Genomic DNA, 14535 nt, shown 5'->3' on the forward strand with positions numbered 1-14535 from the left:
CGGCAAGCTACAAGCGGCAAGCAGGGGCAACAGCCTTTGCTTGCCGTTTTTGCTTCTGGCTCTGGCTTGTAGCTTGGTTTCTCCTGCTTCATCACGCCTATCAATCTTCCTATCCGACCTTCATTCACAGGTCTAGACTCGGCTCATTTCCTCAATCAACAGGTAAGCCGCCATGTCCGAGACCTTGCTCAGTTCCCGCAATCTGGCTTTTGAACTGTATGAGGTGCTCGATGCCGAGGGCCTGACCCAGCGCGAACGGTTTGCCGAACACAATCGCGAAACCTTCGACGCCGCCCTGGGCACCGCCCGCAGCATCGCCGAGAAATATTTCGCCCCGCACAACCGCAAGGGCGACGAGCACGAACCGCGCTATGAAAACGGCCAGGCGATATTGATCCCCGAGGTGAAACCGGCGGTGGACGCCTTTCTCGAGGCCGGCTTCCTCAACGCCACCCGCGACTTCGAGGCCGGCGGCATGCAGTTGCCGACCCTGCTGTCCCAGGCCTGCTTCGCCCACTTCCAGGCGGCCAACGTCGGCAGCTCCGCCTACCCCTTCCTGACCATGGGCGCAGCCAACCTGATCGAGAGCTTCGGTAGCCAGGAGCAGAAACAGCGCTTTTTGCAGCCGATGATCGACGGTCGCTTCTTCGGCACCATGGCCTTGACCGAGCCCCACGCCGGCTCCTCGCTGGCGGATATCCGCACCCGTGCGGAACCGGCCGGCGACGGCAGCTACCGGATCAAGGGCAACAAGATCTTCATCTCCGGTGGCGACCACTCGCTGGCGCAGAACATCGTGCACATGGTGCTGGCCAAGCTGCCGGATGCGCCCCCCGGCGTGAAGGGCATCTCGCTGTTCATCGTGCCCAAGTTCCTGGTCAACGCCGACGGCTCGCTGGGCCAGCGCAACGACGTGCTGCTGGCCGGCCTGTTCCACAAGATGGGCTATCGCGGCACCACTTCGACTGCGCTGAACTTCGGCGATAACGGTGAATGCGTCGGCTATCTGGTGGGTAAGCCCCATGCGGGCCTGTCCTACATGTTCCAGATGATGAACGAGGCGCGCATCGGCGTCGGCATGGGTGCGGTGATGCTCGGCTATGCCGGCTACCTGTACTCCCTGGAGTACGCTCGTGAACGCCCGCAGGGACGCCTGCCAGATGGCAAGGACCCGAGCGCGCCCCAGGTGGCGATCATCCAGCACGCCGACGTGCGCCGGATGCTGCTGACCCAGAAGGCCTATGTCGAAGGCGCATTCGACCTGGGCCTGTACGCGGCCCGGTTATTCGACGACACCACCACCCTGGACGATGAAGCCGGACGCCAGCAGGCCCACGAGTTGCTGGACCTGCTGACCCCGATCGTCAAGTCCTGGCCTTCACAGTTCTGCCTCAAGGCCAACGAGCTGGCGATCCAGATCCTCGGCGGCCATGGCTACACCCGCGAGTATCCGGTGGAGCAGTACTACCGCGACAACCGCCTGAACCCGATCCATGAGGGCACCCACGGCATCCAGTCCCTGGACTTGCTGGGACGCAAGCTGGCACAGAATGGCGGCGCGGGGCTCAAGCGCCTGATCCGCCTGATCATCGAGACCTGCGGGCGCTCCCAGGCCCACTCCAGCCTGGACGCCTTGCGCCAGCCCCTGGAACAACTGGTGGCGCGCCTGCAAACCGTGACCCTGGGGCTACTGGGCGACCTGGCCACTGGCAAGGTCACCGCGACCCTGGCCAACTCGGCGCTCTATCTGAAAGCCTTCGGCCATGCGGTGATTGGCTGGCGCTGGCTGGAGCAGGCGATCCGCGCCGAGGAAGGCCTGGCCCGGGGAGATGCGGCGGATCGGGATTTCTACCTGGGCAAGCGGCAGGCTGCGCGCTACTTCCTCACCTGGGAAGTACCGGGCTGCGAGCATGAGCTGAGGCTCCTGGAGGCCCGGGACGATACTTGCCTGGCAATGCGCGACGAGTGGTTCTGAGCGCCACGGGCCCCGGCAAGCGCGTCGGGGCCATTGCGTGACTCCAGCCGCAACGGGCTGAGGCGGCTCAGCGGGATCAGTTCTGCTGGATGGTCTTGGCGATCACGTCGACCGTGGCGCTCACCTGTTCCTGGTAGCGCTCGAGCTCCTGCTCGTGGCGCTTCTGCATCTCCAGCTGCTGCGAGCACAGGTTCATCGCCGCCAGTACCAGCAGGCGCTCGCCGATCAGGGTCGGGAACTTCTTCTTGGTATCGGCCAGGGCGGCCTGGAGCATCTGCACCGCATCCATCAGGACCTGTTCCTGTCCGGCCGGCGCCTTGAGCGAATAGTCCTCGCCGAGGATCGAGACCACTCTCACTCCATCGCTGTGATGTCTCATGGATTGGCCGGGCTCGCAGTGACGCGCTCAACCAGGGCCTGGATGCGGGCAGCGGTGGCGCCGTGCTTCTCTTCCTGCTCCATCAGGTTCAGCTGCAGGCTTTCGTTCTCGTCCCTGGCCTGGGCCAGTTGTGCCTTGAGGGCTTCGTTAGTGCCGAGCAGCTCCTGGTTCTGTACCACCAGGTCACTGACCAGCTGCTCCAATTGGCTGAGGGATGCTTCCAACATTTTGATCTTCCGGGCTTTTTGCAAAGGGCGCGTACGATAAAGAAAAGTCACCCTGGATGCCAGGGTTATCCAGGCGCAAAGCCTTGATTTTGCTGGCGATGACCCTTCCGCGAGAGCTGCTAGAGACTGCCATTCTCCCCTGGGGTTCCTGAGCCCCGGTCGGAGGCTAGGACTTTTCTCGAAAAATCGGACAAGCCAATGGAAATTTCCGAAACCGCTTTTGGCGATTCAAGAAGCATTTTCCCCACGCGATAGCCAGGGACTCATCCATTTTCCCAAAGCGCCAACCGCGCTTCACACAGGTGAAAACAATGTCCCTGCGCACTATGAACATCGCCCCGCGGGCCTTTCTCGGGTTCGCCCTGATCGGCTGCCTGATGCTGTTTCTCGGCATCTTTGCGCTGAACCGGATGGGCAAGATCCATGCGGCCACCGAGCTCATCACCCAAGACACCCTCCCCAGCATCAAGAGCGTCGATGACTTCACCCAGTTGAGCCTGCGCCTGCGGGTCAATGCCTATCGCCTGCTGGTCAATCGCGACGCCGAAGCCCAGCAAAGGGCACTGGAGACCATCGTCAAGCGCAACCAGGAGATCGACGATATCCGCCCGCGCTACGAAGCCCTGATCAGCCTCCCCGAAGAGCGTGCCGCCTACGCCGAATACATCAAGGCGCTGACCCATCATCGCCAACTGGAGAGCCAGTTGATCGAACTGTCGCGCAACGGCCAGCTGGAGGCCATGCAAGCGTTGCTCAACGAGCAATTGATGGACAGCGCCGAGGCGATCAACAGCACCCTCAACCGCCTGGTGCAGATCAATACCCGCTACTCCACCGCCGCCGCCGAGGAGGCTGCCAGGCAGTACCACAACGCCTTCGACCTGGTGGTGGCGCTGCTGGTGCTGGCCAGCGGCCTGACCTTGCTGTTCGCCTGGCTGCTGACCCGCAGCATCACCCAGCCGATCGCCAAGGCCCTGGAAGCCGCCGAGGAGATCGCCGAGGGTAACCTGGCCTGCCCGGTCCAGGTCGATGGCAACGATGAGGCCGGCCGCCTGTTGCGGGCCATGGCCAAGATGCAGGAGAACCTGCGCACTACCCTGCAACGCATTTCCGGTTCCGCCACTCAACTGGCCTCCGCCGCCGAGGAACTCAACAGCGTCACCGAGGAAAGCGCCCGTGGCCTGACCCAGCAGAACAACGAGATCGAACAGGCCGCCACCGCGGTCAACGAAATGACCAGTGCCGTGGAAGAAGTGGCGCGCAACGCCGCCAGCACTTGCGAGGCCTCGAAGAACGCCACCGCTTCGGCCGGCGACGGCCGCGACCTGGTGCAGGAAACCGTGGCCGCCATCGAACGCATGAGCGGCGACGTGCAAGACACCGCCAGCCTGGTCGGCGACCTGGCCAATCAGTCCCGCGACATCGGCAAGGTCCTGGACGTGATCCGTGGCCTGGCCGACCAGACCAACCTGCTGGCCCTCAACGCCGCCATCGAGGCCGCCCGTGCCGGCGAGGCCGGACGTGGTTTTGCCGTGGTCGCCGACGAAGTCCGCGCCCTGGCCCACCGTACCCAGCAGTCCACCAGCGAAATCGAACGCATGATCGGCAGCATCCAGAACGGCACCGAACAGGCCGTGGACTCCATGCGCAACAGCACCGAGCGCGCCGAATCGACCCTGAACATCGCCCGGGGCGCCGGCCTGTCCCTGGACACCATCAACAGCGCGATCATCCAGATCAACGAGCGCAACCTGGTGATCGCCAGCGCCGCCGAAGAACAGGCCCAGGTAGCCCGGGAAGTGGATTGCAACCTGGTGAACATCCGTGATCTGTCGGTGCAGTCGGCCACCGGCGCCCACCAGACCAGCGCCGCCAGCAATGAACTGGCCAGCCTGGCCGTGGACCTGAACGGCCTGGTGGCGCGCTTCCGCCTCTGATCCGACGCCCTCCGCCCCGCCCCTGTTTGCAGGCTGGGGCCGGAATGAACGACCAGCGCAAGAGCCATCCGCGACACCCGCGCGAGACTGAAATCCACGACAGGACTCAAGACTTTAGTCGTACGACCGATAAGTCACGGTAGATCAGTCTCAAGCCCCGCATGGATGCGCTCTTCCTGGTACCTATCATGTCCCTTCGTAATATGAATATCGCTCCGCGGGCCTTCCTCGGTTTTGCCATGATCGGCGGCTTGATGCTGATCCTCGGGGTTTTCGCCCTGAACCAGATGAGCAAGATCCGTGGCGCCGCCGAAGACATCACCCTGAGCAGCGTGCCGAGCATCCAGAGCCTCGACGAGTTCACCCAGCTGACCCTGCGCCTGCGGGTGCTGTCCTATCGCCTGCTGGTGAACCGCGAGCCGGATGTGCAGCAAAAGACCATGGAACTGCTGGATATGCGCAACCAGCAGATCCGCACGGCCCAGGCCACCTATGAAAAGCTCATCACCGGCCCGGCGGAAAAAGCCGCCTATGACCAGTACATCCAGCTGCTGGGCCAGTACCGGCAGATCGAAGAGCGGATGAAGAGCCTGTCGCGCAACAACCAGGTGGATGAGTTGCGCAACCTGCTCAACACCGAGTTGCTGAACAACTCCGAGGCGATCAACGCCGTACTCAACCGCCTGATGGAGATCAACACCCAGCAGACGGTGGACACCAACCGCCAGGCCGCCGAGCAGTATTCGGCCGCGTTCAAGCTGGTGGTGGTCCTGCTGCTCCTGGCCACTGGCCTGACCCTGCTGTTCGCCTGGCTGCTGACCCGCAGCATCACCCAGCCGATCGCCAAGGCCCTGGAAGCCGCCGAGGAGATCGCCGAGGGCAACCTGACCCGCCCGGTCCAGGCCGACGGTAGCGACGAAGCCGGCCGCTTGCTGCGGGCCATGGCCAAGATGCAGGAAAAACTGCGCGACACCTTGCAGCGCATCTCCGGCTCCGCCACCCAACTGGCCTCCGCCGCCGAGGAACTCAACAGCGTCACCGAGGAAAGCGCTCGCGGCCTGACCCAGCAGAACAACGAGATCGAGCAGGCCGCCACTGCGGTCAACGAAATGACCAGCGCCGTGGAAGAAGTGGCACGCAATGCCGTCAGCACTTCCGAGGCCTCGAAGAATGCCACCGCCTCGGCCGGTGACGGCCGCGACCTGGTACAGGAAACCGTGGCCGCCATCGAACGCATGAGCGGCGACGTGCAAGACACCGCCAGCCTGATCGGCGACCTGGCCAACGAATCCCGCGACATCGGCAAGGTCCTGGACGTGATCCGTGGCCTGGCCGACCAGACCAACCTGCTGGCCCTCAACGCCGCCATCGAGGCCGCCCGTGCCGGCGAGGCCGGACGTGGTTTTGCCGTGGTCGCCGACGAGGTCCGCGCCCTGGCTCATCGCACCCAGCAGTCCACCAGTGAAATCGAACGCATGATCGGCAGCATCCAGAACGGCACCGAACAGGCCGTGGACTCCATGCGCAACAGCACCGAGCGCGCCGAGTCGACCCTGAACATCGCCCGGGGCGCCGGCCTGTCCCTGGACACCATCAACAGCGCGATCATCGAAATCAACGAGCGCAACCTGGTGATCGCCAGCGCCGCCGAAGAACAGGCCCAGGTAGCCCGCGAAGTGGACCGCAACCTGGTGAACATTCGCGACTTGTCGGTGCAATCGGCCACCGGCGCCAACCAGACCAGTGCAGCCAGCAACGAGCTGTCGCGCCTGGCCGTGGACCTCAACAGCATGGTCGCCCGCTTCAACCTCTGAAGGCCTTCGCAAATCCGGCCAAAGCCCCGACGGATACCGTCCGCCGGGGCCTGCGTCGCTGCCATGAAAAGCTTTTGACAGCGGCACATTTCAGCAGGTTAGAATCGATGGCACGCAGACTGCATGGTCAGTTCGCGCCCGCCTTTTCCGCTCTGGAGTACTGCCTTTGAATGCGACGACCATCAACAGCCTGTTCTTGATCGGCGCGTTGCTGGTAGGTGCGAGCATCCTGGTCAGTTCCCTCTCTTCCCGCCTGGGCATCCCGATCCTGGTGATCATCCTTGCCGTGGGCATGACCGCCGGCGTCGACGGCGGCGGGATCATCTTCGACAACTATCCGACCGCCTACCTGGTGGGCAACCTGGCCCTGGCAGTGATCCTCCTGGACGGCGGCTTGCGCACCCGGGTCGCGAGCTTTCGCGTGGCCCTGTGGCCGGCGCTGTCACTGGCCACGGTAGGAGTGCTGATCACCACCGGGCTGACCGGCATGGCCGCGGCCTGGCTGTTCGACCTCAACCTGATCCAGGGCTTGCTGATCGGCGCCATCGTCGGCTCCACCGACGCCGCGGCGGTGTTCTCGCTATTGGGAGGCAAGGGCCTCAACGAACGGGTGACCGCGAGCCTGGAGATCGAGTCCGGCAGCAACGATCCGATGGCGGTGTTCCTCACCGTGACCCTGATCGACATGCTCGCCAATGGCCATACCGGCTTGCACTTCAGCCTGCTGGTGGAACTGGTCCGCGAATTCGGCATCGGCGCGGTGATCGGCCTCGGCGGCGGCTGGCTGATGCTGCAACTGGTCAACCGCATCCACCTGGCCAATGGCCTGTACCCGATCCTGGTGATCTCCGGCGGGCTGGTGGTGTTCGCCCTGACCAACGCCCTGCATGGCAGCGGTTTCCTCGCGGTGTACTTGTGCGGCCTGATGATCGGCAACCGCCCGGTACGCAGCCGCCACGGCATCCTGCACATGCTCGACGGCATGGCCTGGCTGGCGCAGATCGGCATGTTCCTGGTGCTGGGACTGCTGGTCACTCCCCACGACCTGCTGCCCATCGCCCTGCCGGCCCTGGGCCTGGCGCTGTGGATGATCCTCTTCGCCCGGCCGTTGTCGGTGCTGGTGGGGCTGCTGCCATTCCGGGCCTTCCATGGCCGGGAAAAGGCCTTCATCTCCTGGGTCGGGCTGCGGGGCGCGGTACCGATCATTCTCGCGGTGTTCCCGCTGATGGCCGGCCTGCCCAACGCCCAGCTGTACTTCAACCTGGCGTTCTTCATCGTGCTGATCTCCCTGCTGCTGCAAGGCACCAGCCTGCCGTGGGTGGCCAAGTGGCTGAAGGTCACGGTCCCACCGGAGCCGGCACCGATTTCCCGGGCCGCCCTGGAAGTCCATGTCACCAGCGAGTGGGAGCTGTTCGTCTACCGCCTGGGCGCGGAGAAGTGGTGCATCGGCGCGGCCCTGCGGGAATTGAAGATGCCCGAAGGCACGCGCATCGCCGCCCTGTTTCGCGGCCAGCAATTGCTCCACCCCTCGGGTAGCACGGTGCTGGAGGCCGACGACCTGCTATGCGTGATCGGCCATGAACACAACCTCCCGGCCCTGGGCAAACTCTTCAGCCAAGCCCCGGAACGCGGCCTGGACCTGCGCTTCTTCGGCGATTTCGTCCTCGAAGGCGACGCCCAGCTGGGCGCGGTCTCGGCGCTCTACGGACTCAAGCTCGACGGCCAGGATGCGGACATGCCGCTGGCGGCATTCATCGCCCAGAAGGTCGGCGGTGCGCCGGTGGTCGGCGACCAGGTGGAGTGGAACAACACCACCTGGACGGTCGCGGTGATGGACGGGAACAAGATCGGCAAAGTCGGCGTCAGATTCCCCGAAGGAAGTCGCCCCGGCCCCGGACTCTTCCTCTAAACTCGGAAACGCGCCAGATTCTTGCCGTCGCATTCCCCCTATTCCTACTTGCTTGCTCGATCGATCCCTATGCCGACCCTGCGTAAAATTTTCGCCATTGCCCTGCTGGGCCTGAGTCTCTCTGTCGGCGCCGCACAGGGCGGCGATCCGCCCAGTGCCGAGGCGGTCCAGCAAAGCCTGGACAAGATCGCCGAGCGCAAGCTGTCGGAAGTCGATCAGAAGGCCCTGCAGACCGTCTTGCAGAACACCCTGAACCAACTGGCCAACCTGCAGGACTACGAACAGCGCCTGCCGGAGCTCAAGCAGCAGTTGGCCAACGCTCCACGCCAGACCCTGGAAAACCAGCGCGAGCTGGCACGCCTCAAGGCCAGCAAGGTGGTGCCGGTGACCCAGCGCTATGCCACGCTGAGCGTGACGCAGCTGGAGCAACTGCTGGCCGAGCGCACCACCGCCCAGGGTGAACTGCAAAAAGCCCTGGCCCAGGCCAACAGCCTGACCATCAGCGCCCAGACCCGCCCCGAACGGGCCCAGGCCGAGATCAGCAACGGCCAGACGCGAATCCTGCAGATCAACACCATCCTCAAGGCGGGCAAGGACAACGGCAAGCTGCTAAGCAGCGACCAGCGCAACCTGCTCAATGCCGAGCTCGCGGCGATCAATGCCTTGATCCCGCTGCGCCGCCAGGAACTGGCAGGCAACAGCCAGCTGCAAGACCTGGGCAGCAGCCAGCACGACCTGCTGGTGGAAAAGATCGCGCGCCTGGAACAGGAAACCCAGGACCTGCAGACCCTGATCAACCAGAAGCGCCTGGCCCAGTCCCAGGAGACGGTTACCCAGCAGTCCATCGAAGCGCAGAAAGCCGGCGGCAGCAGCCTGCTGGCCACCGAGAGCGCCATCAATCTAGAAGCCTCAGACTATCTCCTGCACTTCACCGACCAACTCAACGAACAGACCCAGCGCAACCTGCAGACCAAGCAGCAACTGGACAACGTAACCCAGGTCGCCGCGGCGCTGGACGAGCAGATCAGCGTGCTCAAGGGCAGCCTGTTGCTGTCCAAGATCCTCTACAAGCAGAAACAGGCCCTGCCGCGGCTCAAGGTCGACCGCGACCTGGCGAACAATATCGCCGATATCCGCCTCTACCAGTTCGAGGTCAGCCAGCAGCGCGAGCTGCTCAGCAGCCCCACCGCCTACGTCGACAACCTGCTCAAGAACCAGCCGCCCGAGCAGGTCACCCCGCAATTGCGCAAGACCCTGCTGGAACTGGCCAATACCCGGGTCGACCTGCTGGACCGCCTGAACCGCGAATTGAGCGCGCTGCTCAATGAATCCATCACCCTGCAGCTGAACCAGAAGCAGCTGCTCAGCACCACCCAGACCCTGCGGGCGACCCTCGACGAGCAGATGTTCTGGATCCCCAGCAACAAGCCACTGGACACCGCATGGCTGCGCCAGGTGCCCGATCGCTTGCAGTACCAGGTCACCACCTTGCCCTGGGCCTCGAGCTTCAGCGAGCTGATCGACGCGCTGGTGCAGCAGCCCTTGCTGTTCCTGCCCCTGCTGCTGTTGATCGGCGCCCTGCTGTGGCGACGCAAGAGCCTGTATGCGCGCCTGAGCAAGGTGCACAAGGATATCGGCCACTTCAAACGTGATAGTCAGTGGCACACGCCCCTGGCGATCCTGGTCAACGTCCTGCTGGCGATGCCCCTGGCCCTGGGCCTGGCGCTGTGCGGCTATGCCCTGCAGATCGATGCCCGGGGACAGAATGCCACCCTGGGCGCAGCGCTGCTGCAGATCGCCCAGGCCTGGCTGGTGTTCTACACCGCCTATCGGATCCTGGCCCCCGGCGGCGTGGCCGAACTGCACTTTCGCTGGGAGAAACCCCAGGTGGAGTTCCTGCGTGGGTGGATCCGCCGCCTGGGCCTGGTAGTCCTGGCCCTGGTGGCCGTGGTCACGGTGGCCGAGTTGCAACCCGCGGCCCTGGCCGAGGATGTACTGGGCATCGCCGTGGTGCTGACCTGCTATGCCCTGATGGCCTGGCTGCTCAGTCGCCTGCTGCTCAGCAGCCCGACCCACGAGAACGCCTCGCTGTTCCGCAAGGCCGTGGGCTTGCTGTTCACCCTGCTGCCGATCGCCTTGTTCATCGCCGTGTGCTTCGGCTTCTACTACACCGCCCTGAAGCTCAGCGATCGCCTGATCAACACCCTGTACCTCTTGATGCTGTGGCTGGTGGTCGAGGCTACCTTCGTGCGCGGCCTGGCCGTCGCGGCGCGGCGCCTGGCCTACCAGCGCGCCTTGAGCAAGCGCCAGGCGGCCAAGGAGGCCGGGGAAAGCGGCGAAGCGGTGGTCGAAGAGCCGACCATGGATATCGAGAAGGTCAACGAACAGTCCCTGCGCCTGATCCGCCTGGCCCTGCTGGGAGGCTTCATGGTGGCCCTGTACTGGGTCTGGGCCGACCTGATCTCGGTGTTCTCCTACCTGGACCGGGTGACCCTCTACGAGTACACCAGCGGCACCGGCGCCAACATGAGCATGGTGCCCATCAGCATCGGCGACTTGCTCGGCGCGCTGATCATCGTCGGCATCACCTTCGCCCTGGCGCGCAACTTGCCGGGCCTGCTGGAAGTATTGGTGCTGTCCAAGCTGAACCTGGCCCAGGGCAGCGCCTACGCCACCACCACCTTGCTCTCCTATGCCATCGCCGGGGTCGGCTTCGTCACCACCCTGTCGACTCTCGGCGTCAGCTGGGACAAGCTGCAATGGCTGGTGGCCGCGCTATCGGTAGGCCTGGGCTTCGGCATGCAGGCGATCTTCGCCAACTTCATTTCCGGCATCATCATCCTGTTCGAGCGCCCGGTGCGGATCGGCGACACCATCACCATCGGCAACCTGTCGGGCACCGTGAGCCGGATCCGCATCCGTGCCACCACCATCACCGACTTCGACCGCAAGGACATCATCGTCCCGAACCAGACCTTCATCACCGGACAACTGATCAACTGGTCGCTGACCGACACCATCACCCGCGTGACCCTGAAACTCGGCGTCGACTACGGTTCGGACCTGGACCTGGTCAAGGAACTGCTGCTCAAGGCCGCCCGGGAGAACCCACGGGTACTCAAGGAACCGGAACCCCAGGTGTACTTCCTCAGTTTCGGCGAGAGCACCCTGGACCACGAACTGCGCATGCACGTGCGCGAGCTGGGCGACCGCAACCCGGTGATCGACGAGGTCAACCGCTTCATCAGCCGCGAGTTCAAGAAGCAGCACATCAACATCTCGTTCCGGCAGATGGAGGTCTACCTCAAGAACCTCCAAGGCCAGGAGTACAAGATGGTGCCCATCGGCCCGGAGAAACCCCAGGACCCGCCAGCGCCGGAAAAGCCAGCCCCCTAACGCCCGGCGAACTCGACGCGAACGGCTTTGCCCAGCAGAATACTCGGACATTCTGCTGGGAGATGGCCGTTGAAAGCCCTCGACGAACTGACCTTCGACAATCGTTTCGCCCGCCTGGGCGACGCCTTCTCGACCCATGTGCTGCCCGAGCCCCTGGACAACCCGCGCCTGGTGGTGGCCAGCCCGGCAGCCATGGCCCTGCTGGACCTGGACCCCGCCGTCGCCGAAAGCCCGGTATTCGCCGAGCTGTTCGGCGGGCACAAGCTGTGGTCCGAGGCCGAACCCCGGGCGATGGTCTATTCCGGGCACCAGTTCGGCTCCTACAACCCCCAGCTGGGAGATGGTCGCGGCTTGCTGCTAGGGGAAGTGCGCAACGATGCCGGCCAATACTGGGACCTGCACCTGAAGGGCGCCGGCCAGACGCCTTACTCACGCATGGGCGATGGCCGCGCAGTGCTGCGCTCGTCGATCCGCGAGTTCCTCGCCTCCGAGGCCCTGCATGCCCTGGGCATTCCCAGTAGCCGGGCGCTGTGCGTGATCGGCTCGGACACCCCGGTGTGGCGCGAGAAGCAGGAGCGCGGCGCCATGGTCCTGCGCCTGGCGCCCAGTCATGTTCGCTTCGGGCATTTCGAATACTTCTACTACACGCGCAAGTCCGAGCAGCACACCCAGCTGGCGGAGCACGTACTGGCCCAGCACTTTCCCGACTGCCGGGACCAGCCCCAGCCCTACCTGGCGATGTTCCGCGAGATCGTCGAGCGCAATGCCGAGCTGATCGCCAAATGGCAAGCCTATGGCTTCTGCCACGGCGTGATGAACACCGACAACATGTCGATCCTGGGCATCACCTTCGACTTCGGCCCCTTCGCCTTCCTCGACGACTTCGACGCCCACTTCATCTGCAACCACTCCGATGACCAGGGTCGCTACTCCTTCAGCAACCAGGTGCCCATCGGCCAATGGAACCTCAGCGCCCTGGCCCAGGCCCTGACTCCACTGATTGCGGTCGAGGACCTGCGTGAAACGCTGGGCCTGTTCCTGCCGTTGTACCAGGCCCATTACCTGGACCTGATGCGCCGGCGCCTGGGCCTGACCCATGCCGAGGACGCCGACCAGCAACTGGTGGAACGGCTGCTGCAACTGATGCAGGGCAGCGCCGTGGACTACAGCCTGTTCTTGCGCCGCCTGGGGGACACGGCGCCGGAGCAGGCCGTGGCGCAGCTGCGTGACGACTTCGTCGATCTCAAGGGCTTCGATGCCTGGGCCGAGTCGTACGTGGCGCGGGTGGCCCGCGATCCGCAGCAGGGCCAGGAGCACCGCCGCACGCGCATGCACGCGGTCAACCCGCTGTACATCCTGCGCAACTACCTGGCGCAACAGGCCATCGAGGCCGCGGAATCGGGCGACTACAGCGAAGTGCGGCGCCTGCACCAGGTGCTGAGCCGGCCGTTCGAGGAGCAGGCTGGCATGGACCGCTACGCCAAGCGGCCGCCGGACTGGGGCAAGCACCTGGAAATCAGCTGTTCGTCCTGAGTCAGGCGAACACTTCCATCGCCACCTTGAAGCGCTCGGACAGCCAGCGCACCTGCCGCAGGTTGAGCTGGCGCTTGCCACTCAGCACTTCGGAAACCACCGATTGCGCCCCGACCCCGGGCAGGTCGCTCTGGGTCAGGCCGTGCTCGCGCATCAAGTAACGCAGTACATCGATGCCACTAGCCTTGGGGATAGGCCGGTGTTCGAGGTCATACGCCTCGATCCAGTCACCAATGATCTCCAGCAGGCTGTTCAGAGGATGAGCCTCATCATCCCCCGCAAGGTCCAGCAACTCATCCAGAGCCTGGACCAGTCGATCATAGTCTTCTTCGGTCCGAGGCTTGCGTAGCAATGGCGCAACGAATTGCCAGTGCTCGGCCGCCTGCTTGATCAACACACTCATTGTCATCCCTCCTTCCATTGCCCTCGGTCGTACTCACGGTGGTTCAATATGTACCTGATATAGAGTTTCTGGGTGGTGTAGCGCAGGACGGCAATCAACCTCAGCTTGTTGCCACCCACATCGAAGACATGCAATGGACCGACCTTGTCCACAGCCGGGAACATGGCCTTGATTGCCGAGAAATCGGCAAAGCTATTGCTCTTGATCAGTCGGTACCAATCATCCAGCGCCTTGGCTGACTGCGGCCATTTCTCCTTGGCCTCCCATATACGTTTTGCAGTGATCACTCGCATGCAATGTCCCTATCGCATATTGCTATGAAAGCTAGCCAGAAAGCCGGTCAATCGCAAGTTGCGATAATGATGAATAGACCAGCGGTCGATGCCCTCCCAATCCTGAGAGATAGGAGGCCAGGGACAGGGCTCCAATATGTGAGCGGATGCATCCACCGCCCCGCGGCTTGATAAATCCGCGCCACGACTCCAGATAGATGCCATTGGCCACTGACCCGGAGCTTCCATGACCGACCCACTGCTGATCCCCTGCCCGCACTGCAACGGCCTCAACCGCATCCCCGCCGAGCGCCTGGGCGACCATCCCAGGTGTGGGCGCTGCAAGGCCGAGGTGTTGCTGGACAAACCCTTTGACTTGCAACAGGGCGCTTACGCCAGCCAGGTCAAGGGCGACCTGCCGTTGCTGGTGGATGTGTGGGCAGACTGGTGCGGGCCGTGCAAATCCTTTGCACCGACCTTCCAGCAGGCCGCCGCGCAACTGAGCGGCAAATGCCGCCTGGCCAAGCTCGACAGCGAAGCCAACCAGCAGCTTTCGGCACAGTTGGGCATTCGCTCGATTCCAAGCCTGATCCTGTTCAGGAATGGCCGGGAAGTGGCCCGGCAAAGCGGCGCCCTGCCCTTGCCGCAGTTGATCGGCTGGTTGCGTAGCCAGGGGATTTGAGATGACGC

The 14535-nt window shown here is 63.9% G+C and carries 11 protein-coding genes and 2 pseudogenes; 9 read left to right on the plus strand and 4 right to left on the minus strand.

Annotation, left to right across the window (positions count from 1 at the left end):
- Positions 1 to 172 precede the first annotated feature (172 nt).
- Complete coding sequence (locus CAG11_RS06745; RefSeq protein ID WP_085595585.1) at positions 173 to 1975, plus strand: acyl-CoA dehydrogenase; 1803 nt, start codon at positions 173 to 175, stop codon at positions 1973 to 1975.
- Between the two features lie 76 nt (positions 1976 to 2051).
- Here the strand turns inward: CAG11_RS06745 and CAG11_RS06750 are convergent, their stop codons facing one another.
- Both CAG11_RS06750 and CAG11_RS06755 read right to left on the minus strand, forming a co-directional pair.
- The gene (locus tag CAG11_RS06750) at positions 2052 to 2354 is read right to left on the minus strand and encodes a cell division protein ZapA (RefSeq protein WP_031320336.1); all 303 of its coding nucleotides are present in this window, start codon (positions 2352 to 2354) and stop codon (positions 2052 to 2054) included.
- Complete coding sequence (locus CAG11_RS06755) at positions 2351 to 2581, minus strand: hypothetical protein (RefSeq protein WP_022640306.1); 231 nt, start codon at positions 2579 to 2581, stop codon at positions 2351 to 2353. Before CAG11_RS06755 ends, CAG11_RS06750 begins: the two co-directional genes overlap by 4 nt.
- Positions 2582 to 2907: 326 nt before the next feature.
- On the opposite strand from CAG11_RS06755, the pseudogene CAG11_RS34460 reads away from it, so the two are divergent.
- The 7 genes and pseudogenes from CAG11_RS34460 to selO all read left to right on the plus strand — a co-directional run.
- Positions 2908 to 3663, plus strand: a pseudogene (locus tag CAG11_RS34460) (MCP four helix bundle domain-containing protein); the annotation flags it as partial.
- Positions 3655 to 4518, plus strand: coding sequence for a methyl-accepting chemotaxis protein (locus CAG11_RS34465; RefSeq protein ID WP_371916603.1), 864 nt, complete (start codon positions 3655 to 3657; stop codon positions 4516 to 4518). The pseudogene CAG11_RS34460 and the gene CAG11_RS34465, both read left to right, overlap by 9 nt.
- A 203-nt stretch (positions 4519 to 4721) precedes the next feature.
- Positions 4722 to 5477, plus strand: a pseudogene (locus CAG11_RS34470) (MCP four helix bundle domain-containing protein); the annotation flags it as partial.
- Positions 5469 to 6332 carry a methyl-accepting chemotaxis protein gene (locus CAG11_RS34475; protein WP_371263446.1) on the plus strand — a complete coding sequence of 288 codons (864 nt, stop codon included), beginning with the start codon at positions 5469 to 5471 and terminating at the stop codon, positions 6330 to 6332. The pseudogene CAG11_RS34470 and the gene CAG11_RS34475, both read left to right, overlap by 9 nt.
- A 166-nt stretch (positions 6333 to 6498) precedes the next feature.
- Positions 6499 to 8241, plus strand: coding sequence for a potassium/proton antiporter (locus CAG11_RS06770; RefSeq protein WP_085595589.1), 1743 nt, complete (start codon positions 6499 to 6501; stop codon positions 8239 to 8241).
- 69 nt (positions 8242 to 8310) lie between these two features.
- Positions 8311 to 11637 carry a mechanosensitive channel MscK gene (mscK, locus tag CAG11_RS06775; protein ID WP_022640302.1) on the plus strand — a complete coding sequence of 1109 codons (3327 nt, stop codon included), beginning with the start codon at positions 8311 to 8313 and terminating at the stop codon, positions 11635 to 11637.
- 69 nt (positions 11638 to 11706) lie between these two features.
- A complete protein-coding gene (selO, locus tag CAG11_RS06780; RefSeq protein ID WP_085595591.1) occupies positions 11707 to 13170 on the plus strand; it encodes a protein adenylyltransferase SelO in 1464 nt (487 codons plus the stop codon).
- Between the two features lies 1 nt (position 13171).
- Here the strand turns inward: selO and CAG11_RS06785 are convergent, their stop codons facing one another.
- Positions 13172 to 13573: a type II toxin-antitoxin system HigA family antitoxin gene (locus tag CAG11_RS06785; protein ID WP_085595593.1), complete on the minus strand. Its 402-nt coding sequence runs from the start codon at positions 13571 to 13573 to the stop codon at positions 13172 to 13174.
- A gap of 2 nt (positions 13574 to 13575) precedes the next feature.
- A complete protein-coding gene (locus tag CAG11_RS06790; protein WP_085595595.1) occupies positions 13576 to 13866 on the minus strand; it encodes a type II toxin-antitoxin system HigB family toxin in 291 nt (96 codons plus the stop codon).
- 226 nt (positions 13867 to 14092) lie between these two features.
- On the opposite strand from CAG11_RS06790, the gene trxC reads away from it, so the two are divergent.
- Entirely contained in the window at positions 14093 to 14527 is a 435-nt protein-coding gene (gene trxC / locus CAG11_RS06795) for a thioredoxin TrxC (RefSeq protein ID WP_085595597.1), read from the plus strand.
- Positions 14528 to 14535 lie beyond the last annotated feature (8 nt).

The sequence above is a fragment of the Pseudomonas sp. B6(2017) genome (genome assembly GCF_002112765.1).
Lineage (GTDB): Bacteria > Pseudomonadota > Gammaproteobacteria > Pseudomonadales > Pseudomonadaceae > Aquipseudomonas > Aquipseudomonas piscis.

Bases quoted from the DNA above. Each gene is read 5' to 3' on its own strand.
- CAG11_RS06750 (WP_031320336.1), bottom strand. From the start codon at position 2,354: ATGAGACATCACAGCGATGGAGTGAGAGTGGTCTCGATCCTCGGCGAG.
- CAG11_RS34475 (WP_371263446.1), top strand. From the start codon at position 5,469: ATGCAGGAAAAACTGCGCGACACCTTGCAGCGCATCTCCGGCTCCGCC.
- CAG11_RS06745 (WP_085595585.1), top strand. From the start codon at position 173: ATGTCCGAGACCTTGCTCAGTTCCCGCAATCTGGCTTTTGAACTGTAT.
- CAG11_RS06755 (WP_022640306.1), bottom strand. From the start codon at position 2,581: ATGTTGGAAGCATCCCTCAGCCAATTGGAGCAGCTGGTCAGTGACCTG.
- CAG11_RS06785 (WP_085595593.1), bottom strand. From the start codon at position 13,573: ATGAGTGTGTTGATCAAGCAGGCGGCCGAGCACTGGCAATTCGTTGCG.
- mscK (WP_022640302.1), top strand. From the start codon at position 8,311: ATGCCGACCCTGCGTAAAATTTTCGCCATTGCCCTGCTGGGCCTGAGT.
- CAG11_RS34465 (WP_371916603.1), top strand. From the start codon at position 3,655: ATGCAGGAGAACCTGCGCACTACCCTGCAACGCATTTCCGGTTCCGCC.
- trxC (WP_085595597.1), top strand. From the start codon at position 14,093: ATGACCGACCCACTGCTGATCCCCTGCCCGCACTGCAACGGCCTCAAC.
- CAG11_RS06790 (WP_085595595.1), bottom strand. From the start codon at position 13,866: ATGCGAGTGATCACTGCAAAACGTATATGGGAGGCCAAGGAGAAATGG.